General features: G+C 54.1%; 17 protein-coding genes and 2 pseudogenes. 5 read left to right on the forward strand and 14 right to left on the reverse strand.

Going from position 1 to position 23,109, the window contains the following annotated elements; genetic code table 11:
* Positions 1-1,027 (forward strand): annotated as a pseudogene (locus VAE57_RS06600) (hypothetical protein); the annotation flags it as partial.
* A 14-nt stretch (positions 1,028-1,041) separates the two neighbouring features.
* Positions 1,042-4,245, forward strand: coding sequence for a tetratricopeptide repeat protein (locus VAE57_RS06605; protein WP_322821093.1), 3,204 nt, complete (start codon positions 1,042-1,044; stop codon positions 4,243-4,245).
* Between the two features lie 25 nt (positions 4,246-4,270).
* On the opposite strand, the gene VAE57_RS06610 is transcribed toward VAE57_RS06605, so the two are convergent.
* Entirely contained in the window at positions 4,271-5,782 is a 1,512-nt protein-coding gene (locus VAE57_RS06610) for a radical SAM/SPASM domain-containing protein (RefSeq protein WP_322821094.1), read from the reverse strand.
* A 340-nt stretch (positions 5,783-6,122) separates the two neighbouring features.
* Between VAE57_RS06610 and VAE57_RS06615 the strand changes: the two genes are divergently transcribed.
* Positions 6,123-6,299, forward strand: coding sequence for a hypothetical protein (locus VAE57_RS06615; protein WP_322821095.1), 177 nt, complete (start codon positions 6,123-6,125; stop codon positions 6,297-6,299).
* Positions 6,300-6,568: 269 nt separating this feature from the next.
* Here the strand turns inward: VAE57_RS06615 and VAE57_RS06620 are convergent, their stop codons facing one another.
* From VAE57_RS06620 to phnD, 8 genes and pseudogenes are all read right to left on the reverse strand, one after another.
* Positions 6,569-7,198, reverse strand: coding sequence for an FmdE family protein (locus VAE57_RS06620; protein ID WP_322821096.1), 630 nt, complete (start codon positions 7,196-7,198; stop codon positions 6,569-6,571).
* A 13-nt stretch (positions 7,199-7,211) separates the two neighbouring features.
* Entirely contained in the window at positions 7,212-7,541 is a 330-nt protein-coding gene (locus tag VAE57_RS06625) for a carboxymuconolactone decarboxylase family protein (RefSeq protein WP_322821097.1), read from the reverse strand.
* Positions 7,542-7,888: 347 nt separating this feature from the next.
* A complete protein-coding gene (locus VAE57_RS06630) occupies positions 7,889-11,149 on the reverse strand; it encodes a molybdopterin-dependent oxidoreductase (protein ID WP_322821098.1) in 3,261 nt (1,086 codons plus the stop codon).
* Between the two features lie 52 nt (positions 11,150-11,201).
* A complete protein-coding gene (gene nrfD, locus VAE57_RS06635; protein WP_322821099.1) occupies positions 11,202-12,347 on the reverse strand; it encodes an NrfD/PsrC family molybdoenzyme membrane anchor subunit in 1,146 nt (381 codons plus the stop codon).
* 11 nt (positions 12,348-12,358) lie between these two features.
* Positions 12,359-13,316: pseudogene (locus VAE57_RS18785) on the reverse strand (4Fe-4S dicluster domain-containing protein).
* A gap of 158 nt (positions 13,317-13,474) precedes the next feature.
* The gene (locus VAE57_RS06650) at positions 13,475-14,116 is read right to left on the reverse strand and encodes a response regulator transcription factor (protein WP_322821101.1); all 642 of its coding nucleotides are present in this window, start codon (positions 14,114-14,116) and stop codon (positions 13,475-13,477) included.
* On the reverse strand, positions 14,094-15,569 hold the full coding sequence (locus VAE57_RS06655) for an ATP-binding protein (protein ID WP_322821102.1): 1,476 nt from the start codon (positions 15,567-15,569) through the stop codon (positions 14,094-14,096). Before VAE57_RS06655 ends, VAE57_RS06650 begins: the two co-directional genes overlap by 23 nt.
* Positions 15,566-16,483, reverse strand: coding sequence for a phosphate/phosphite/phosphonate ABC transporter substrate-binding protein (gene phnD, locus VAE57_RS06660; RefSeq protein ID WP_322821103.1), 918 nt, complete (start codon positions 16,481-16,483; stop codon positions 15,566-15,568). Before phnD ends, VAE57_RS06655 begins: the two co-directional genes overlap by 4 nt.
* A gap of 569 nt (positions 16,484-17,052) precedes the next feature.
* Here phnD and VAE57_RS06665 point away from each other — a divergent pair.
* The gene (locus VAE57_RS06665; protein WP_322821104.1) at positions 17,053-17,433 is read left to right on the forward strand and encodes a hypothetical protein; all 381 of its coding nucleotides are present in this window, start codon (positions 17,053-17,055) and stop codon (positions 17,431-17,433) included.
* Positions 17,434-17,477: 44 nt separating this feature from the next.
* On the opposite strand, the gene VAE57_RS06670 is transcribed toward VAE57_RS06665, so the two are convergent.
* From VAE57_RS06670 to VAE57_RS06680, 3 genes are all read right to left on the reverse strand, one after another.
* Complete coding sequence (locus VAE57_RS06670) at positions 17,478-18,530, reverse strand: permease (protein WP_322821105.1); 1,053 nt, start codon at positions 18,528-18,530, stop codon at positions 17,478-17,480.
* Between the two features lie 92 nt (positions 18,531-18,622).
* On the reverse strand, positions 18,623-18,856 hold the full coding sequence (locus VAE57_RS06675) for a thioredoxin family protein (RefSeq protein WP_322821106.1): 234 nt from the start codon (positions 18,854-18,856) through the stop codon (positions 18,623-18,625).
* 22 nt (positions 18,857-18,878) lie between these two features.
* The gene (locus VAE57_RS06680) at positions 18,879-19,223 is read right to left on the reverse strand and encodes a metalloregulator ArsR/SmtB family transcription factor (protein ID WP_322821107.1); all 345 of its coding nucleotides are present in this window, start codon (positions 19,221-19,223) and stop codon (positions 18,879-18,881) included.
* Positions 19,224-20,281: 1,058 nt separating this feature from the next.
* Between VAE57_RS06680 and VAE57_RS06685 the strand changes: the two genes are divergently transcribed.
* Positions 20,282-20,683 (forward strand): heavy metal-responsive transcriptional regulator, encoded by a 402-nt coding sequence (locus tag VAE57_RS06685; RefSeq protein WP_322821108.1) that lies wholly within the window; start codon positions 20,282-20,284, stop codon positions 20,681-20,683.
* A gap of 12 nt (positions 20,684-20,695) precedes the next feature.
* Here VAE57_RS06685 and arsJ read toward each other — a convergent pair whose 3' ends face one another.
* Together arsJ and VAE57_RS06695 are read right to left on the reverse strand one after the other, a co-directional pair.
* The gene (arsJ, locus tag VAE57_RS06690) at positions 20,696-21,994 is read right to left on the reverse strand and encodes an organoarsenical effux MFS transporter ArsJ (protein ID WP_322821109.1); all 1,299 of its coding nucleotides are present in this window, start codon (positions 21,992-21,994) and stop codon (positions 20,696-20,698) included.
* Positions 21,991-22,998: an ArsJ-associated glyceraldehyde-3-phosphate dehydrogenase gene (locus VAE57_RS06695; protein ID WP_322821110.1), complete on the reverse strand. Its 1,008-nt coding sequence runs from the start codon at positions 22,996-22,998 to the stop codon at positions 21,991-21,993. Before VAE57_RS06695 ends, arsJ begins: the two co-directional genes overlap by 4 nt.
* Positions 22,999-23,109: the final 111 nt, after the last annotated feature.

The raw sequence follows: 23,109 nt of genomic DNA on the forward strand, positions 1-23,109 counted from the left end.
CCATGCACCGATTCCCCGGGCGCGCAAAGATGCGGTTGCGCTTCGGTCGCGGCGAGTTCATCTTCTTCCCAAGACCATGGCTGATTTGGCAATCACAATCCCGCAGCACGTTGCGCAGCACCGCGCGCGCGAGACTGCCAACGGTATTCCTCCGACAGCGGCAACCCGGTTTCGGCTCCGGAATATTGCCCGGGAATACGTCGCAGAGTTCAAGCTTGTCGCTCCCGTCATGTCTAGTCGCGGGCGACCGTATCTTTGGAAGTCACCCTACCTGCGTGCTGAACGTGAAGAACAATCTCTCACTCCCTTTACTGATGAGCAGGTTGTAGCGCAAATCAGACAATCACTCACGGACACATTCGCTACCTCCTCTGCGGTTAATCTTCTATCTGACGAAGCATTTATCCGGCTGGCCCGTCGGGTGATCAGCTTAGGTGGGGGGTATCCGCTCACCAACGAACTACTGGCGAATGCGATTGTGTGTCAGGTGCTGGATAGATTATCATCAGATCAGCGCAGGTTAGTTGAATACATCGAACAGTCTCTGGATCAGGAGGTAGTCGATACTGCCGTTCTACAGGCAGTCATAGATCGTTTACTGGAAGTTATACCGGCAGATCAGCGTTCCTCTCTACGCAATGCATTTAATGCGTTGTGCGTGCTTAAGCATGGGTTTCGCGATAATGAGATGCCTGTTATGCTCGCAGCCTTACATAATACCCAGCCAGAAGGTGAAGGTGATCGTTACTCAATTGCAGCAATGCGGATGTTGCGAGACCGTCTGCAGGAGACGAACCTCATGCGCTGGCAGAACAGACGGTACATTCTCGACGAGGCAGTGCGCACGCTACTTGAGCAAAACTTAAAACGGAGTCGGCCTGCTGATTGGCAACGTTTGCACAAGGCTGCGGCAACAATGTACGAAGAATGGGCAAACAAATATCCACATAGCCGTGAGTATTCCGAACCACTCGCTGCGTACCATCGCCAGGTCTTGCAAGAAAACAATGGTCATGCTGACGCCTGAACAGGGAGGTTCCAATGAGAGAAGAAGAACGCTACACCGGTGCCTGGGCAACCCCCGATCTGATTGGGCGTACTGCTATTCTCGATCAGATTGACAGAGAACTATCCAATCGTTCACAACCGTCTATTATCGCATTGTATGGCCCTGGGGGTATCGGTAAAACTCGCATCCTAAATGATACACTCAAGCGAAGTAAAGCGGGAGTCGTCCTGGCGCGGCAGGCCGTTGATCTCTACGATATACAGTATCACAGTAGTCTTGCCCTTGCTACTGCAATATATGAGTCGCTACCTCTGACTGCTGATGATGCATTCCGCACGTTTAAGAGAGAACGTGAACGGCAATCAAAAGCGCAGAATTCAGGCGATGTGCGGCAAATTGCGGCGGCAACACAAGAGGCATTACAGTCATTCATCAGTGATTTCAATCGCTTTTCGCAGTCGCAGCATGTTGTGATTGCACTCGACACACTTGAACGAGTTGCCTATGGCGCGAGTGAGCAACGTCCACCGTTTCAGGTAGCTACATCGTGGCAGTGGCTGGTCGACACACTTCCTGCCTGGGGTAACGTTACCGTACTTGTCGCCGGGCGTAACCAGATTCGGCATCTCTTCAATGAACTTGTGCAGCATCAGCAGCTTCACCTGGCTAAAATAGAAGTTGGCCCATTCACCCGTGCGGAGACTGATGACTATCTGGATGCAGTCGCGAGAGTAGCCGAACAGGCAGGCGAGCAGGCCGTCGCGGACACGCTACGCAGTCTGACACCGCAGCGTAGAGAGCAGATATACCGTTGTTCTGGCGGAGCGCCGATCCTGTTAGCGTTACTGGCAGATTACATCAGCATTGCCGGGTTTGGGCAATTGCCCGGTATTCTCGATATTGAAACTGATCCTGAACAGGCTCGTGAACGGCTTGAGCAGCAAATTGTCGACCGTATGATGAATGCGGCGAGTATCCGTGATACGTTGCTAATGTTAGGGCGGGCACCGAAAGGGGTTAATGAATCATTGCTGGAGCATGTCCTCAAGATACAGCTTGATGAAGCGCACAGGCATCTTGACGCGATCAAGCGCCTGTCATTTATCAAGGTACGTGGTGATCGCTATTTTCTGCACGATGAGATGTATGCCATCCTCAACCGGCAGATCTACAACGCACCGGAGGATGCGCCTGAGGCAGATCGCGTCAGCAAAGCGATAATTGAATGGTACCAGAGTCAAATTAATAAATGTAGTGAACAACTGAAAGCGTTATATACCGTTTTTGAGCAGGAAGAGCGTTCTGCTTCGGGAGAACCAGAGTTCGATTATGTGCGTGTCGACGAAGTTCGCCGGGAAGTTCATCGTTTACAATCTGATCAGATGTTTTACAGGTTGTGCTCTAATCAACTAGAAGGAATTCGGCAATTCTTCCAACTTATGTTCAGCGATATTTTTGTTAAAAATACTGAGTTTATGGTCCATGCTCAGGCAGAACTGGTCTTGTTTTTCAATGAAAAAGAGGTTGCTGGTAAATTAAATGATGATTCACTCAGTGATACATCCGATGTTCTTGTTACAATTTTTGATAATGAAGAATTGTTACAGGGTATAATAACGATCTTCAGGTTAGTTAACCAACATGTAGATAAGAACACTGCTGAATTGTTGCAGGGTATGCTAGTTATTTATATGCTGATCAACTTATATACAAGAGATAAATATACCGAGGTTATTGAGTATGCCCAAAGACTTCGCCGGGAAGGACAAAACTTGCTACAAACCGGTTATGGTTCAACTGTGGCAGCACTTAATATTTGGGAGGCACTGGCACGCCTTGGACGTGCTAGTAAGGAAGAGAAGGATTTGGAATATGCAGATCAACTCCTGGATGCTGCTGAACGGTACCTTGATGCAATTATGAAATCAAATAACAGGTCAGAAGCATTATACTGGCGTGCTCAAAGTTTGCAGGCACCGGCATATCATGCACGTGGTTTCGGTTTACGGATACGCGGGCTATTTGTTCCCGCTATTACTGCATATCGCCGCGCTGTGAAAATTGAACGGCAGATTGATGTGCCGGTTTTACTGGCGTGGACTCTCAATAATCTTGGGTTTGTTGAGAGTGAAAATGGTAATTTTTCTAATGGCCGATCACTCGTTGAAGAAAGTCTTGAGATACGCAAGAGACTCGGAGTACCATCACATGTTGGCCTCAGTTATGCTACGCTGTCGCTCATTCTCGCTCAAGCTGGTGAGTATGAACAGGCTGAGCGTAACGCTAAACGGGCATTACGGTTGTGCAGTGCTGTTGGTTATCGTCTGGGGCAGGGTTTAGCGCTACGTAATCTCTCTACGACTCTGCGACGTTCAATTACGTATGATGATGATCCTTACAGACGTAAAGCGATCCTGGAGCGGGCTATCGAGCATGCTCGTGCAGCGCATCAAATCTTTGAAGAAATAGGTGATCGTCCACGTCAGATGGAGGCACTGGGAGAGATAGGACGTGCGTTACGCGATATGATCGCGGTGAAACAGGAACTCTCTTTTGAAAAAAGTGAACTCGATCGGGTCTTGCAAGAATGTTTGCAAACACAGAAACAGGTAGTAGACCTTGCACGTCAGACGAATAATGTCTTCTATCAGGTAGATGCCTGGGTCAATATCGCCTATGTTGGCTCTAGTGGAGACCAATCAGACCTTATTGAAGAAGGTCTGATTGCTGCGCGAAGAGAGATTCATGACGACTATCTGATTAAACGGCATAGTTTACCTGACCTTAATAATCCGAACATCCAGAATCGCCAGCTATTCACTCAAATTGCCCGTATTCACATGTTGATTGGTAACCGTCTATTCGCACATTACGTTCGTCTGACTCAGCAAGCCAATAAGAAAGCCAATAAGAACGCGAATGAGGTATTTCAGGAGTATAAAAGATTTGCTGTCTCGTTTGTTGATGAACCGTCTACAGGTTTTCGAGGGAGTGAGGATTGCTTGCATTATGCAGTCTATCACTATGCGCTGGCATTTGAGAATGATCGCCTGTACAATCGGAATCACCCCGCTGGTGCACGTGCCCAAAATAGCGTATATAATCGTCTTAAAACCCTAAACGCAAAAGAGCTAGAAACAGTTGCGCAGGCAATACGCTCCTTCGAGTCTGAATACTCAATAGGCGAATCGGCGATGCGCAACCTGCTTGAAAGCCGGGCGCTGTTGATTGAGTAGCGGGGTGCTGCTCGCTACTTACGTTCTATACGTAGGATGGTGTGACGCTCCTTTGTTCAAATGCGTATTTCAGTAAGCGTAACCCTTCCAGGCGAAGAACTTCGGGGAATAGTGTCTGGTAAATACGACAGTTCGGTGATTTAATATCGAAACGTCCTGTCATTCGGTAGGTTAACGCCGGACAGCCACCAGCACACCAGTAGCGCCACGTACATGTCCGGCATCCCTCTTTGGTGTCAACCGGAATGTACTGAATGCCGCTGGTGTGATTGCGTATCAGAGCTAGGGGATCGGGCGTGTCAATGTCGGCTACAACACGCTCGATCTCCATATGACACTTTGCGACTCTGCCATAATGGTCAATGACCATGTATGAATGACCAGCACCGCAGGTGTGGTCGTGTGGGGCGGTAAAGCGTACCAGGTCAAGCAACGAGTCAAGACGGTATGGCGGTAGACGCTGTTCGATAACTGCAAATGCTGCCTTCATCGCGGCAATGATCTCTGCTTCGCTGAATGCAAGGTCTATGTGACCGGTAGCATAGTCATTCTCACGATAAAAATTCAGCGAGAATGGTAATCCTCGTTCCAGTACGTATGCGACTGTTTCCGAAAGACCTTTCAGATTACGGTGAGACAGGGTAATGGAGAGTGATGGTGTTACGCCATGCTGTGCCAGGCGGTCGAGTGTGCGTGCCACGTGGCTAAATGAACCTTGACCGTTAGCAAAGCGTCGCTGTGCATCGTGCATCTCGCCGATCCCGTCAAGTGAGATCATAATACGCAGTCCATTATCGCGGATCTGGCAGATCTGGCGATTGCCGAGAGCCACGCCATTGCTGAGTACAACACCATCAAGCGTGAGACCATGTCGTGCTGTACAATCACGTGCATACTGATGGAGGGCAATGACGAGTGGCAGGTTGAGTGTAGCTTCGCCACCAGCATACTTTATTTTAACCCGCCGAAATTGATGGGCTACGGCAGAGCGGATGACCGCATCAATGGCTTTCCGGCCACGTACCTCATCGATTGCTTCAGGTGTCTTCCTCAGGTAGCAGTAATCGCAACGCAGATTGCACGCATTTGTCATGTGCAGCCAGGCAGTTAATGTCTGAGACGTCCTGGGTTGGGTGACTGCTGGCCGATCAATCCGCTGGAGCAACCCTAACCTCGCAAGCTGCATTGCTCCATGCTGAACCATCCAGACCTCATCACCCTCTTCGACAGCCTCATTCAACCGTCGCGGTTGGCAAAACCGGTTAAGGATTGTCCAGGCCGTCTGATCGAGCACCACGACGCCGGCATTGCCCTGTGGATTAAATGCCAGCATCCATCTTTCCGCCAGGCTATCGGTGTGAAGGTCTGGAAGCACATACGCAACTGCTAAGTCGATGTCAGTAATGGGGGTTACATCAGGGTAGTCATCCGGGCATGCACAGTCAGTCTCTGCTACCTTTGCCGTGTGCGCCTGCACATCCATCGCGCACAGGATTGTGGGTACGGATCGAATGGGTGCAGCGGCAGGGTCGTTCATCACCGGTCTCCTTCTTTCAAACCCGCTCCAAACCTGCTTTGTGGTTGCCAGATACCTGGCTAAACCGCAAAGGTGTTGATGAAGCGGTTTGCAGTCGCATATATGGCTACTATACACCATTTTTGGTGACTGTCTACATTTCTTGCAGCATTCAGAATGTGTAATTCAATGTGAGGATAATTGGTGAGTTTTGGGTGAGCTTTAGACAACCTTTACCTGAACAATGCGAAGTCAGGATGGGAGTGACCCCAAATCTATACAGTAGATAACGTGGCAGGCGCTTTGCTATCCTTCTATCAGGATAACAACTGCAAGGAGTGATACAGAGAGGAGCACACTAATGGACTCGAACACATTGATGAACATTATTCTGTTTATCGTCCTGATTGTAGTAGCGCGTCCGCTTATCACAGCCCTGATTCAGACTATCGTGAACCTGATTAATGCGCTTGTACGAGCTGTTGGTACGGTTGTGTTGATCTTCGCTCTGTTCTGGCTGTTGCAGAATTTGCGATGAGATTCAACACCCGACTTCCTGTGTACAATCAGGAATTGAAGCCAGTCCCAGTTCAGTAGCGTCAGATCCTCGTTTCCCACACGTTTGGGGCATCTGCGTGATGGTGAAAGTACCATAGCACAGGTCTGGGCCTGTGCTATGGTAGGAGGTAACTAACCATTATTGGTGGTCATTCTTTCCTTTGCGAACCGAACACCAGATCGTTGAGCTGTTGGTCACACGACACTGGTTCTGCATGTGAGCTGAAGATTGGCTCTCCTCCAATGGCTTCATTCCGTTGCAATATAATACCCTTCCCCTGTGCAAGTGCGACACAGGGTTTGACCATCGCGGATTACTTCGCGGGCGTTGATGATCTCTTCGCCGCAATGATCGCAGGAAGTCCGTAAACCGTTGCGGCTGATGATCGCCTTGAGATCGACAGTCAACCTTACCGGTTGGGCGATGAGGAGATCGGTTAATGGCATCAATTGATAGGCGATCAGATACGCATGCCAGCGGCTGCGAGCGTTGGGTGCGTACTGTCGGGCTAGCTCGCGCACATTGGATCGCGGCGCAATGCGGAATGCCTGCCCTGTTTGAGTATCTACAAAGGTTGCCGCGACTTTGCCTTCGTCCATCAGCCGCATCGTGCGGCGCCCCAACCAGCAACCCGTCGTTACGCTTACACCGTCGGCAAAACAGCCATCGGTTTCGACAAAGGTATAGAGGCGTTTGTTCTTTTGGGGCAGGGTTAGACCCAGTAGGTCACCGGCGTACATGCCCATGCGAGCGCCAAGCACCTGACGTGGGCAGAGATGACGGTGCATTGCCGATGACTGGCGAAGAAAGTCGGCTAACGGGGCGGGGGCAACGAGCAGTTCCAGCGATGTGGTATCGATCAGTTCATCAACCGACACGGTTGTTCCTCCTCTAGCTTTGCGGCGGTGTAGCCTGGTGTAGCGCAGCACGTACCCAACGCAGTGCCATCATCATTGTTGGGAAGCCAAGTGTGGTTACGCCCAGGATCAGGGTGTGTTCAATCTCTGCCGCGGTTGCGCCTGCTGCCAGCGCACGATGCACGTGGGAATGGACAGCACCCTCTGAGCCGAGTGCGGCTGCCATTGCCAGTTTGACCAGTTCGCGGGTTTTGGCGTCGAGTGGGCCGGCCTCGGCTGCTGCTGCACCCAGTTGTTCGTACACGCCGGCTACCGTTGGGTAGTCTTGCAAAAAGGTACGGTACGCTTCGGGCAGTTGACTCATGATAGCCTCCCAGGTGTATGTTTCAGTCTGAAGTTCTATGTCAGTTGCAAATACTAGTGATGCAGAACGGGCATAGATACTGCATTGCGCCGTCCGGTGTCGCGCATCCTTGTGATGGTATATGCAATGTCTTCTCGTTCCTCGCGCAGTACAATGCGCTTCACCTGTTGTCTGAATGAGCGAGCAGGCAACCTGTTCTGAGTTGTTGAATGTGGATGTATGATACCAGATTTACCTTGTAGTGAGTGCCCGTCTGCAAACTGATCGGGGTAGACGAAAGCAACACCTTCGCCTACCCCGCTGCCTGACCGACTGTTATCGCGCTCCAGGTATGCCTTATTTGGCTTTCAGCCAACTCGCTCCAGCTTCACCTTGGTGTCGTAGAAGACGGCACTGCCGCCAACCAGATCACTCAGGGTTACATTGCCCAGCACCGGATCAACGCGCATGGCAGCATTGGCGTGAATGCCGGCAGCCCGGCGGGGGTCGGCGGGGATGGTGACGCCGTCAATAACGATGGCGCTGGCACCGCTGGCGAAGTGGCCCCAACCGAGCGGGAAGGAGATGACACCGGGGCGGATGCCCTCGATCACTTTCACTTTGCCGATCATCGGTTTGCGCGTACCGTTTTGCAAATCCCAGACCCCATCGGGGTTACTGGCCGAGCTGATGCGTACCCGATCACCGTTGCGTAACCCGAGACGTTCGGCATCGAGGCGATTGATCAGGATGGTGTTTTCGGGCATCAGGGCGAGGAGCCAGTAGTCGGCGATGCCACGCGCCTTCGCCATCATTGCCTCTTTGTAGGTAACCAGGTGCAGGTCGTAACCTTCATCAACGATTGGTGTGCCGTCGGCAGCCAAACCAGCCGGGATGTAGGTCGGGTAGCCGATCAGGTGATCGCCGGTCATGGAGTTGATGGTGGTTGCCGTCTTCTCTTGATACAGGTTGATCTGTTTGGCGTATGGGTTGCCGGCCAGATCACCCTTCCAGCCCTTCTCATAAGCCTGATAGCGACCACCACGGTTGAGAACGTAGACCGTTTGTCGCCAGAGCTGTTCGTCGTTGCCGACAGCGGCACGCCATTTGGCTTCATCAAACACGCTCGGCGGCAGGAAGCGCCGTGCCCGGCGGAAGACCTCTAATTCGGCATCGTCGGCTGGAGGTACGCCATCACTGCCGTCTTCCTTCTCTCCAAAGGCGATGTTGGCTACCAGTTTCAGGTAGAGGTGTTCGGGTCGGGTGAAGGGGATGCCTTCGCCAAAACCGTTCGGGCCGAAGCCGGGTAGTTCGAGCCGCTCGGCAATCGCGAGCACCAGCGCCTCGAAGCTGAGCGGAATCTCTTCGCCAAAGACCCTGACGGTTGGCCAGTTCGGTAAGCTGATTGCAGGCTGGCGAATGTTTTCCACTTTCCACGGGACGCTGGGGTGTGAACCGTGGAATTCCCAGCGCTCAAGGAAGCTCAGGTCGGGAAAGATGTAGTCAGCGTAGGTACTGGTTTCGCCAACCATGACGTCGCTGGTGATGATCAGCGGGATTTTCTTCGGGTCGGCCAGTATCTCGATGGTCGTCTGCGCCGCCGGCAGGGCGTAATTGATAGCCGACATGTAGAACATAGCGACTTTGATCTGGTACGGATAGGCATCACCCATCGAAGGGATGTCTTCCTGATAGACATCGGTCGCCAGCGGGAACCATGGTCGGTGCGCCGGATAGCCGTTGAATAGCGTTGATTTTTCGTAGGCGGTATTGGTGCGCAGCAGGTCGATGCCAAACGGGACGTTGGCGCCGTTCGTCATCTTCTCAACCTCAAATGGTCCCTTTGCCTTGGTGCCCAGTCGGTCGTAGGTGGTGGCCTTGATCAACCCGCCGCGGTGGTCGAAGTTGCCGATCAGGGCATTAAGGGTGTAGAAGGCGAAATTGGTGTAGAAGCCGTTGGTGTGTTGCGATGGGCCACGGTGAATGTCGGCCACCGCACGCGTTCCATGGCTGGTAAATTCGTAGGCGATCTCGATGATGTCTTCCGCTTTCACATCGGCAATCGCCGCCCATTCCTCGATTGTATGCGTGCTGGCTGCCTCGTAGATCACCTGCAAGCCACTCTTCACCGTGATGCCATTCAGTTCGGTATCGACGAGGAGATCACCCATCACCGGTGCGGCTTCGGGATCGTTCGGATCGATGGGGGTCGGTACGCCGTTGACCAGTGCGACGAAAGGATCGAAGCTGAAGCGCGTGCCGTCAGACGTCACATATACTTTCGTCTTCTTCCCTTCGGCATCGGTCTCTTCAACGGCGGTCGTCAATCCAATCTCACTGGCGCGGAGGAACTTACCCGGTACGCCACCTTTGACCTTCACCAGCCAGGTAGCGTTTGTCCAGCTCGGTTCGCCGTTGGCGGCAGCGGCGGCTTTGTTGGCAGCGGCGAGGAAGCGGGTGTTGTAGCGCTGCTGCTCGATGATCCAGCGGATCATTGCCATCGCAAAGGCGGCGTCGGTGCCCGGTTTGATGGGTAGCCATTTCCAGGCTTTACTGGCCAGTTTGCTCAAACGTGGATCGAGCACGACATACCGCAGACGACTGTTGATCACGCCTTGCGTAATGCGTGGTGATTGTGGTGTGGGGCCGTAATTGGCTTCAAAGTGGTTGGTACCGACAAAGATGATGAATTCGGCGTTGCCCAAATCGGCCTGCCAGTAGAATTTCTGGCCGCCACTGAATTTGCCGGTCTTGGGATCGAACTGCTCGCTCATCGCTTTGCCGGTGAAATAGAGCGATCCCTGGCAAACGGTGGTGTGGCCGTTGGCATTTACCGAACCGAAGCCTTTCTTGACAAAGCGTTGTACGAGGTCGCCACGACCGTTCTTCAACCGTCCCCAGATGAAGGCGAATTGATTGTTCTTTGGCCCCAGATCGGGATGGTCAGGATCGATCAGCACATCGAGATGGTCGGCGAAGTCGCGTTTGAATTGCGCAACGAGGGCCGGTTTCTCTTCCGGTTTGGCGGCCAAAATCGCATTGACGGCGTTTGCCATCTCTTTGGCCAGGTTGGCGTCCTTGAGGGCATAAAGCGCACGCAGTCCTTCTACCGGTCCTTCGCCGAACAGATCGCCACCTTCCACAATCTCAGTAACTGCCTGGTCGAAGTCAATGGTGATCCATTGGCCGCCACCGCGCGGTGTGCCCGGTTTGCGTTTGAGCACCTGCATCAGCCGGTATGGGTCGTAGGCGGTCTGGATGCCGGCCTGGCCTTTCGGGCAGAGCGCGCCGTCAATAGGGCCGCTGGCGCTAATTGGGGTGCTGAAAGGTAATGGTGGTTCCATTGTCCACGGGCTGTACGGATTACCTTCCAGCTTGGCTGCGACGCCATCGATCAGCTTGACTTTGAGACCACAGCCGGTATTGCATTGTAGACAGACCGTCTGGATGGAGTTGGCCGCATCGACGAGCGGCAGTTCGAGTGCCGGTGCTTCGCCGCGAGCCAGGCCGGCCAGCGGGCCAAAGCCGAGGAGCGCAGCGCCGCCACCGAGCAGAGCCGAAGTCTTGAGAAAGTCGCGTCGACTCATGCTTTGGTCGGTGCGAGTGGATGTTTCAGGTTGCCGTTTCATATCAACACTCCTGTCGTTGGGGCAGGGGATAACGACCAATGATACGTGTCATCTAATCGGCAGCGCTACTGGCTTCCGTTGGCAGACGATTGAAGAGCGGTAATCGATCCGTGCCGATCAGGAACCCGATGGTTGCAGCACCGACGATACCCGCCGTAACCGCCCATTCCATCAAACTGGGGCTGTAGGTGAAGCTCAGATGTGGGCCGTGGAACGCTTCACCCAGACCTTGCAGTTCGGGCAGGCTGAGGGCCGGGAAGATGATGTTGGCACGCGCCACCGCCAGGCCGATCAGCACACATACCCCCATCAAACCGGCAGCAAAGCCGCTCTGTCCAACCGGCATGGTCAGCACGATGAGCGGGATCAGCATGCCGAGACCGAGCTGCAACAGCCAGAATGCCCAGCCGTAAGGGCCAAACAGGACAAGATTGATCGCTGCTGCGCCGTGGCTGCTATTCTGGTAAAGGGCTTGTGAAACATCGCTCCAGAGGTAGTAGCCTTTCACCAGCAAAAGTACGACCATCGCCAGGCTGAGAATGCGTAACTGTTGCGAGCGGCGCGGATCGCGGTGTGGGCCGAACCAGCCGATGGCAATCAGCATCAGCGCCACACCAGAGGTGAGGTTGAAGACGGGGAACTGCGCCGGTAAGTTGCTGACGTGCCAGCTAATCCGGTTTTGGTTGACACCGAGCAGGGCGCCGATCCCACCACTGAGGAAGATGGCAAGAATAAGCCCAATCGCCATCACCGGCTTCAACCAGCGTGAGGGTTGTGGTCGTAAACTGAGCCAGAGGCTGATCACGACGATACCTAGAAAGATGGTGTAGCCCCAAACCAGTTGTGCCATGACCGAACCGAAATTGGGCTGGAGATAGACTTTCCAGATGCGCGTCATGTGACCGAGGTCAAGGCCGATTGCCGCCAGTCCTGCCGGCATTGTTACCAGCGATCCCCAGAGTGCCAGGCGTCCGCTCCCACGGAAGATCGGCAGCTCGAAGAGCAGATCGAGGGTTGCCAGCATAAAGGCGCCGGTGGCTACCCCGGCAAAGAACATATACAGCGCTACCCACAGTCCCCAGACAACGTATGAGCCGTAATTGGCATGCATGTGACCGTAGACAAGGCGGTCGTACAATCCCCACAGGCCGACGAGCAGGCCAAGGGTGCCGGCGAGATAGAGGAGTCGCTTAAGCATAGGTCTGCTCCTCACTGCAAATAGTAGACACGCGGCTCAGTGCCGAGGTCTTCTTTCAATCGCATGACATTGGGTTTGGCAATCAGTTCGCTGACCAGACTATCGGGATCGTTGGCATCACCGAAGAAGGTGGCGCGTCCAATGCAGGTAGTGACGCAGGCCAGCAGTTGACCGTTGAGTACCCGGTGCATGCAGAAGTGGCATTTACGTACATTCCCAACCGGCGAGTCGTGGAGATTGCGCCGTGCATGTACTTTGCCGTACTCGAAGGTGGTAACAGTCTCGTAGGTTGCTGCCTGATCGGCGCCAAACATGACGCCAGGGCTGGTGGTGTCGGCGGTGTAGGTGTATCCGAAATCGAAGGTACGCGCACCATACGGACACGCAGCGATACAGGCACGGCAGCCAATGCACTGCTCGTAGTCTACTTCAACAACACCATGCTCGTTGGTGAATGTAGCCGAGACCGGGCAAACCCCGGTGCAGGGTGGATTGTCGCACTGCATACATGGCCGGGGAATGAAGCGGCGCGTGACATTGGGGTAGCGACCGATCTCTTCGTCGATTACCGGTCGGTAGACCACACCGGGAGGCAGTTTGTTTTCGGCTACACAGGCGATGGTACAAGGCCTGACAGCCAACGCATGCACGGAGATCGATCACCATCACCCAGCGACGTTCGGCGACCGGTTTGGCTAGTGCACGAAGTAGATCGGCCCGCATCCGCTCCAGATGATCGAGGGGCGTACCGCTCACTTTGGTTGCACGGAGGCGTGCAATCTCGGCTTCGTAAGCGGCCAGGGCTTCTTCGGGCGACAGCACATCGATAGTGTCGGCCGATTTCCCGATGCTGGCAGGGAGACCTGCCTGTACCGAAGCCGCAGCGAGGGCACCGGCGCCGGCTACCAGTGCACCGAGCAAACCTCTGCGGCTTACCGGGGTTAAGGGGATGGTTGGTTGCCGGGTCATAGTCCAGGCTCCTTGTACTAATGCGGATTGCTAATCTACGGCATTCCCGCTAATCTCACTTTACATCTGTGTCGGCACCGTCGGTAGCAGGAAAAGTCAGGTTGTTGATCGGCTGGTGTCAGGATTTTCCCGACAGCCATTGTCCGCTTGCAACCGGATCAGGTCGGTGTCAACAGGTTATGGTTGAGTGCGTACTGCACCAGCGCGGCGCACGAGCGCAGGCCAAGCTTCTCCATGCCACGGGTGCGATAGGTTTCGACCGTTTTAGGACTGAGGCTCAGTTGTTCGGCAATCTCGGCGGCGGTGTAGCCACGGGCGACCAGCAAGAGAACTTCGCGTTCGCGCTCGCTCAGACTTTCCCAGGGATTCAGAGCCGGTGTCTGCGGGAGCAAGTTCTCTAGCAACTGGCGGGTCAGCGCTGGATGGATGTAAAGTTCCCCGCGCAGAACTGCCCGAATCGCCGCAATCAGCTCGGCGTCAGCAGCCCGCTTCAGAACATAGCCATTTGCACCGGCCGCCAGAGCCTGTCGCACGTACCCTTCATCATCGTGCATGGTCAGCACCAGGATGCGACTGTGCGGGGCTACTGTGTGCAAGGCTGGAATGGCTGCCAGACCACTGCTCCCGGTCAGGCTGAGATCGAGCAGGATCAGGTCGGGCTGGAGAATAGTGGCCTGGGCTACGGCTGTGCGTACATCTTCCGCCTCACCGATAACGCGCAGATCGGGTTGTCCATCGAGCAGAAGCCGTAAACCGGCACGCAGCACAGCGTGATCATCAACTAAGAGAATGCTGCTCATAGTACTCCTCATGCCTGGTCGTTAAGGGAATTTCCACGTACAACGTGGTGCCACCACCGGGGGCCGACTCGATGATGAGCTGGCCGTTCAAAAGCGCTGCCCGTTCACGGATGCCGTTCAATCCCAGATGACCGTCACCGTGCAGGGCATTTGGATCAAAACCACATCCGTCATCCTCAATGATCGCACGCACCCGATCAGCACGACGTTCAATCACGACGCTGGCCGTGGTCGCATGCGCATGCCGGATGGCGTTCGTTAATCCCTCTTGTACAATCCGGTACAGAGCCGTCTCTACCACCGGATCGAGCCGGAAATCATCTAACCCCGGTAGTGCCAGATCAATGATCAAACCACTGCGAGTACGACACTCGGCTACATACCGTTGCAAGGCGGCTGCCAATCCCAGATCGTCAAGCACGCTTGGCCGTAGTTGTCGGGCCAGTGCATGGAGATCGTTGAGAATATGCCCGACGATGCTCCGCAGATCATCTACCTGTTGCGCAATCTCCGGCGAGCGTTGGCGGTCGGCGAGCGAGCGTAAGCCGACCAGCAGTGAGGTCAGGGCCTGACTGGTGCTATCGTGCAGTTCACGGGCGATCCGCTTGCGTTCCTCTTCCTGAGCGGTAATGATTTGCGTGACATACTGAGCACGTAGATGTTCACGTTCGACCCGTTCACGCTCAGCCTGGGCCAGCGCCTCACTCATCGCGTTAAACGCATCGGTGAGCTGCCCAATTTCATCGTTGGCCCAACGTTGGGCACGTTGACTGAAATCACCGAGCGCAACGGCCTTAGTAAGTGCTACCAGTTGTAGGATGGGTTTGGTCAGGAGCCAGGTCAGAAACGCTGCGGCAGTAATACCGATTGCGGCCACCATGATGGTGGTGATCAACAACTGGCCGGTGACGGCAGCGACCGTCTGTTCACGGGCAGCCAGTGAGAGGCCGACTCGGGCGATACCGGCACGACCGTCGAACATGGGTACCGCCGTATCCCAAATGTCACCCTCATTCGTTGCCAGCAGCACACTGCGATGATGTTCTTGCGCTGTTACCGTGTTGGCATCGCGCAAACCGACCGGAAAGCCGCTGCCAAAGGTGTGCGCGATAATCGTGCCCTCTGAGTCAATAATGAAAGCGTAGCGTACATCAGGGTTATTCTCCTGGGTGTCGCGTAACAGGCGGAATAACCCGTAATAATCGCGCATGAGCACCAGGTCGGTAGAACGGGCGGCAACGTCGCGGGCAATGGCAATCGACCGTTCGTGCGTTTGTTCAGTGAGAGTATGCTCTAGCAGTGTGCGTATCTCGATGGTAGCAGCCAACCCCATCAAGACCACCAGTCCTAGCACAATACCCAGGATTTTGGCGCGAATATTCACTGAGCCAACAACTTGCCATAGTGTTGTTGCCCAATGTGTAACCTGATGTTGCAAGAACCCTGCGTTCATGGCGATATCGATCCTACTTGTGAGCGTAGCAGCCGGGCACTGGCGTAGGCTGCATCGTCAATCATGACAAAGCGATCAATACCCAACGATGCCAATGCGGTTTGGGCCAGTGGTGAAGGATCATCGGCCATGCCTAGCAGAATATTTTGCAGTTCAGCACGCAACTGAGGCCGGACTCCCGGTCCAACCACAACCGGTGGAATGCCGAACGGTGGTGAGGTGTGGATCACTTTGACCTTCTCACGTAGTTCGGGATGCCGGGATAGGGCAAAGTGGAACACCAGACTATCAACGGCGGCACCATCGGCGAGGCCGTTGGCCACTGCTTCGATAGCCGCATCGTGACTGTAGGTGAAGAACGTATCCTGGAAAAAGCTCTCTGGCCTATCACCCAGCTCTTGCACCAGGGCCGTTGGGTAGACGCGCCCGCTAAACGACGTGGGATCGGTAAAGGCAAAGACCTTACCACGCAGATCGGCCATAGAACGGGCCGGGCTATCCGTCGGTACAATCAAGAGCGAATGGTATGTTGTTTCACCGTTGACCTGAGGGGCAACCAGCAGACTCATCCCGTAGCGGTCACGTCCATCAATGTAGGCACTGGTGCAGACAAACGCAACATCAACTTCATTGCGTCCGATCAATTCATTCGTTTCCGTGTAGGTGCGGCGCTGGATCAAGGTGACTTCGCGACCAAGCCTGGCACTCAGATAATTGAGCAATGGTTGGTAGCTCTGCACCGTCCCCTGGGCTGAAATGACCGATGCCACCGATACCCGCAGGGGTGGTGACGTTACCGGTGTGGGCATTGGCAGTGGTTGCAGATTGTCAAGCTGGATGAGAGAGGTTGTCGTGCGTTGGCAACCACCGATCCCAAGCAGTGTGATAAAAATGATGAACAGATAATATTTCATAACTTGTCACTATTCCATTCTTTGTGACAAAGCGATCATATCATCTGCCCCTTGCCTGATGTAGAAAGAGATCGTAACTGCTGGTGGATATTCGTCACATGCATGGTTAATAAACTTCGAGAAGACCTGTCTGAATGATAGTAGACGCGATGCTGAAACATGCCCTATCTGTGCCGTTCTGTCCGCCAGCGAGTGGGGGAATGCTAATACCACAGATGCTGTGTGATCGAACCTGGTGCTCGTGGGCGCGAGTGGCAATATCAAATCTGGAAGCGGTGGTAATGCGCACCGCCGGCTGGCTCATCTGGAAGCGCTGGGAACGCGAGCCGCCAGCTTGCTCTTACCTGCTACCGCCCGCCGTACCTGCTGCAAACGGAGTCGTGCAATCTTGAATCAACACCCGACAGCGGGTGTAGTCCGGCACTGGAGTCCTCGACCTCAGCGGGGGTGGGCAAGGGTGGGCGTGTCGCAAACCTCTGGGAATGCGAGCTGCATGGGTCTTGATATAGGGTATGCTGTGAATATAATAACAACCAAATGCTCGTAATCAAACTATACCAGGAGGGCGTATGTCGGGTAGCCAGTTTGGCCGACGGCAGATACTGTCAATTATTGCCGGTGGTTACGGTGGCCTGCTTTGCGCATTTGGTGCGTTACTCATCTTTTTTGGCTTAGTCAACTATTCGGCAGTTGGATTAGGTGGATTGGCGGCATTTCTGGCGATCATCTTTAGTCTGCCGATCATCCTGTTCGCGGTTGTGTTGATCATTGCGGCTATCGGCTTGTGGAACAACCGACCCTGGACACGGATTTTGCCGATGGTGTTAGCTGCTATCCATCTTGCGATAGCCGTGAGCATGATTTCGCTTGGCGATCTCTGGCCGATTTCACTGCTCGGTATTGCCCTGTCGGTAGGGATATTCTGGTTTGTACGAGGTCTTCAGGATTGAACAGAGGGGCGTGACGGCCACGCCTCTCTATTGCTATATCGCGATTACATTAGTAGATTAAACAGATAGCCGACCAGGATGATCCCGCTGGCCACGACACCGACAAATGTCGCGATCAGCGGTAGCTTGAGCACACGTCGCAAAATGATCATCTCCGGCAGGCTTAGCGCTACCACAGCCATCATAAAGGCCAGCACTGTGCCAAGCGCGGCCCCTTTCGCCATCAGGGCTTGGACGACCGGAATGACACCGGCGGCGTTCGAGTATAGCGGAACGCCAAGCAAAACTCCCATCGGCACCGACCACCACGCCTCACGGCCCAGGATGCCGGCCAGCGCATCTTCGGGAACATAACCGTGAATGCCGGCTCCAACCGCAATCCCAAGCACCACGAAGAGCCAGACCTTCCCGACAATCTCACGTGTGTTCTCCCAGGCCATGGCAAACCGCTCTGGCCATGTTGGCGTCGTCAGCGCAACCGTGCCGTTGCCCCCTTTAATGTTCCAGACAAAGTCTTCGACATACCGTTCGAGATGCAAACGCCCAATCACAATCCCGGCCAGAATAGCGATACTCATCCCGGCTACCAGATAGAGGAGAGCGACCTGCCAGCCAAACAAGCCGAAGAGCATGACCAGCGCAACCTCGTTCACCATTGGCGCGGCAATCAGAAAGGAAAAGGTGACACCGAGGGGAATACCAGCCTCCACAAAACCGATGAAGAGCGGTACTGCCGAACATGAACAAAATGGAGTCAGTACACCCAGACCGGCTGCTAGGATATTACCAACCCCTTCCCGTTTGCCCCCCAGTAACTCGCGGGTGCGTTCCGGGCTGAAGAATGAGCGGATCGTGCTGATCAGAAAGATCATACCGCTCAGGAGCAAAAGGATTTTCGGCACATCGTATAGAAAGAAGGCAACTGCCTCACCCAGATGGGAACCCTCTTGCAAACCAATGACCCGGAAGGTGAGCCAGTTTGCCAGCGGTTGTATCAGGTTGTACGCGATCAGCCAGGCTACAGCTCCTCCGACTACCAGCAGCCATATCTGCCAGGTAGGACGACGATCAGCAGTTGGTGAAATAGTTTGCTCCATGATGCTATTCTCCGTAAGATATGCAATTTTTTGCATATATCAGGTTGAAAGAGAGCGGGTTGTGGTATCACCCGCTCGTGCTTGATGAACGTTTATTTCAACCAGCCCGCAATCTCCTCTTCAGAGGGAATGCGTCCGGCGGCTACCAGAACATCATTTACCACCAGTCCCGGTGTACGCATTACGTTCCAGCGCATAATCTGTGCGTAATCAGTGACCTTTTCGATCTCGGCTTCCAGTTGATGCTGGCGAATGACATTCCGTACACGCTCTTCCAGCTTGCGACAATTGGCGCAGCCCGGTCCTAAAACTTTGACGTTGACCATAGATTGTGCTCCTGTAACAGTTCTACACGATTGATGTCGTGCAACGCGGACATGAACAACATACCGTCATCGGCGTCACCAATTCAGTCTCGCCTACCAGGGTGCGGGCCACATCGAGAATGGTGAATACATCGCGATGCCCGATGCGATAGTAGATGTTCGACCCTTCGCGCCGATCTCGGATCAGACCCGCTTTACGTAACACGGCCAGTTGCTGCGATACATACGCCTGTCGCAGCCCAAGCACGGCTTCAATGTGGCAGACACATGCCTCGCCCTCGCGCAGAATGTCGAGGATCTGAATACGAACCGGATGCATGAGAGCCTTGAACAGGCGTACCTGTTTGACGGTCGTTGTTGCTGTCATAGCTCTTATCATATTCAATTTCTTGAATGTTTAAGTTGCAAAACCGCAATCTTATTCACGCTTCAGACAACTATTGGCATGGCTTACGTGCATTCAGACACTCTTCGTAACAGTCAGTATGCGTTAGTGTTAGCCGTGTTCGGCGTTTTTGAACATATTTCACAAAAGCGGTGCGCTCGTGCCACCCGACCATCGCGCAGGATTATGAATGCTTGCCTATCACTAGAGACAGTATATCCTGTTCCCAGTCTGCCCGTATGGCAGCGAGGATGGCTGACGACCATCGCCAGTGCCATCACGCGCTAGATTGGTTACCTTTCCCGCTCGTTATGCGCGTGTCGTGGCGTTTGGAGTGCGGCAGTCATACTGCCGCATCAGCCGTACTCACGATCAGGCGCGTGTCATGCCGTTGCCCCTGCTGGTCATGAGGATGCGGTGTGTGTTCGTCACGATCACGGAGGCGGCCAGTCGTTAATGAGATAACCCAGGTTGCTACCTATGCTGTGAGCAGGCCATGGAGATTGACTGCCGGGATGAACAGCACGACATTGCGCGTAACGCCGTGCGGCGTACTTGCAGAACGATGTGGGGAGCATCCAGTTCCCATCGACGCGCTACGTTACGTCTCACGGCAGCATCTCAGATCATACCCATCCTCTGTGTCCTCCGTGCCTCTGTGGTGAAAAAGGTAGCAACTTGGGTTAATGAGATAACTTCTGTCATTCGGTTTCCTATTCCGACCTCGTAAGATGTGCTATAGTGTGCGTATTATTGCTCTCTTATGCGCTGGTAACGAGATGGCAAGGCTAACGTCGGATACCGTCTCCCGCACAGCGCACGTTGCGAACAGAGATGCTCACCGGTCGGCACAGCGTGGATGGCGTGATGTGAAGTGGGGAAGTCATGCTTCTACATCACCGTGCTTGATACCAGATGCGGGTCGCACCGGTCATCTGCCGGTCACTGGTACTACGTGTGGTCCCGTCACAATCATCCGGCTTATCAATGATGAATGAGATGACCACTCCTGACAAGTCAATGCTTTTTTGAGGTGCGTGATGATGCGTATCGGTGAACTTGCCCGTCAAACCGGTGTATCGGTCAAAACCATTCGTTTTTACGAACAGGTCGGGTTGCTACCACCTCCGCCGCGGATGGAAAACAATTATCGACTCTACTCATCAGACATAGTTGATCGCTTGCGCTTCATTACCCATGCGCGTAGTTTGGGCCTCTCTTTGCGCGAGATTACTGCTATTCTTGCGATAAGTGATCGCGGTGAACCGCCGTGCGGTGAGGTGCTCGCCACCCTGGATCGACAAATTGCGACTATCGATCAGCGCATTGCCAATCTTCAGGAGCTTCGTACTGCTCTCATCGATCTTCGTCAACGTGGCAATCAGGCTGCGACACCTTGGATCGATTGTATCTGTGCGCTGGTGCGTGATCACCAGCTATGATCGATCCCGCCTCTATTCCTCTACCTTCCACGTGCCGACGACTGTGTGAGTTGGCGTTGGTAAGCGGATCGACAACAAACCGGCGATTAAAATGAAACCAGCCGATGCCCACAGACATGCGATCAGGCCACCAAATGGATTGCTCTGCATTCCCCACTGGTAGAGTGCACCAGAGAGAACTGTACCGGTAAGGCGCCCCAGGGCGTTTGCCATATAGTAGAAACCAACGTTCATCGCTACTTTGGCATCGTCGGCGTAAGCCAGGATTAGATAGCTGTGTACAGCCGAATTCAGGGCAAAGATGATACCAAAGGCGAGCAGACCGCCAACTACACTCAGTGTTGGGGCCAGACCCGCATTTAGTGCGATGGCAATACCTGCCGGAAAGGCTGCCAGTGCGAAGGCCAGCCACATAGCGGTACGTCCGTCCGGAGCCTGCGCATTGGCGATACGCCGCCGGATGAGGGTCGGCGTGGAAGCCTGCACAAAGCCGTAGCCGATAGTCCAGGCTGCCATAAAGCCGCCTGCCAGCCAGAAATCCCAGCCCAGAACGGTGATGAAGAAGACCGGCAATCCGACCACGAACCAGACATCGCGTGCACCGAAGAGAAAAATGCGAGCCGCTGCCAGCAGATTGACCGCCCGGTTCGGCGAGAAGATCTGCTTGAATCTGGCTTTCTTGTTGGCAACACCCAGGTCGCCACTGATTGTACTAACCGCACCAACCAGGGCCGTCAGCACCAGTGCTGCCAGCATGATCAGAGCAGTCTGGAAGCCGAATAGACTGAGTAACAATGCACCGACGAAGAAGCCTAATCCCTTGATCGCATTCTTCGATCCGGTCAACACACTGACCCAGCGGTAAAGCTGACCTTCACCGGCGCCGGCCACCAGCTTCACTGCACTCTTCGACGACATCTTGGTCAGGTCTTTGGCGATCCCCGACAATGCCTGTGCCGCCATAACGTATGGCACCACCAGCAGTGAAGGTGGGGCAAAAGCCAGCATACTCAGTGCAACCAGTTGGGTTGCCAGGCCGAGAAACAGCGTCAGCTTGAGACCAAAGCGTGCACCGATATAGCCGCCAAAGAGATTGGTGATCACCCCAAAGATTTCGTAGAACAGAAAGAGCGAGGCTACTGCAAACGGCGAATAGCCGAGCTGAGCAAAGTAAAACAACACCAGCATCCGAATCGCGCCATCGGTGAGCGTATCGGCCCAGTAGGCAATTGTTACCAGCACATAGTTACGGCGGTCGGTGCGCTGTTGCGTCAGGGTCGCCGATGCATCAGTAGAAGGTGTTGTTTTCATAAGAGTAGGGCAACCTTTCGCGCTAATTCCACATACCGATTGGCGTATCCCCATTCATTGTCGTACCAGGCGTAAATCTTCACCTGTGTCTCGTTAGTAACCATCGTGCACAGCGAGTCGACAATCGCCGAATGTGGATTGCCGAGAAAGTCAATCGACACCAGTGGGCGCGTCTCATACGCGAGAATCCCCTTCAGCGCACCTTCTGCCGCTGCCTGTAACAATCCGTTCACCTCGGCAACAGTCGTCGAGCGGCGAACCTCGAAGACACAATCGGTGAGCGATGCGTTCAGCAACGGCACCCGCACCGCCTGCCCATCGAGTTTGCCCTGCAATTCAGGAAAGATCAGACCGATAGCGGTTGCGGAGCCGGTCGTAGTTGGGATGAGTGACAGACTAGCCGCTCGTGCCCGCCGCAAATCTTTGTGTGGACGGTCGTGGACGGTTTGGGTGTTGGTTGAGCTGTGAATGGTTGTGATCATGCCATGGCGAATACCAATCCCTTCGTGGATTACTTTCACAATCGGTGCCAGACAGTTGGTTGTACACGAGGCGGCCGTCAGCAGGTGATGGCGATCTGGCTCATACCAGTGATCGTTCACACCCATAACCACATTCAGCGCCTCACCCTTTACCGGTGCCGCCACAATCACCTTCTTCACCCCAGCGCTGAAATAGGCTGCCAGTTGCTCCGCAGTGCGGAACTTACCGGTTGCTTCAAGCACAATGTCAACGCCGGCATCCGCCCATGGCACAGCACCAGGATCGCGCATCTGACTGTAACCAATCGTTTTGCCATCGATCAGTAATTGATGAGCTTCGCCATGCACCTCGACCGACCACCGTCCCTGCGTCGAATCGAAGCTGAGGAGATGCGCTGCGGTAGTGGCATCACCGCCAATCTCGTTAATATGCACGATATCCAGTTCTGGCCATGCCCACGCCGCTCGCAGCGCGAGCCGTCCAATCCGCCCGAACCCGTTGATCCCTACACGCACCGTCATACTGTACTCCCGATTTATATCATTTTGAATTGATACAATTGTACGTGATGCCAGGTCATCTGACAAGGGGATATTTTGTGTGCTTTAAGTGTCTGGTAGAGATGCAATATT

The organism is Chloroflexus sp. (genome assembly GCF_034434295.1).
GTDB lineage: Bacteria > Chloroflexota > Chloroflexia > Chloroflexales > Chloroflexaceae > Chloroflexus.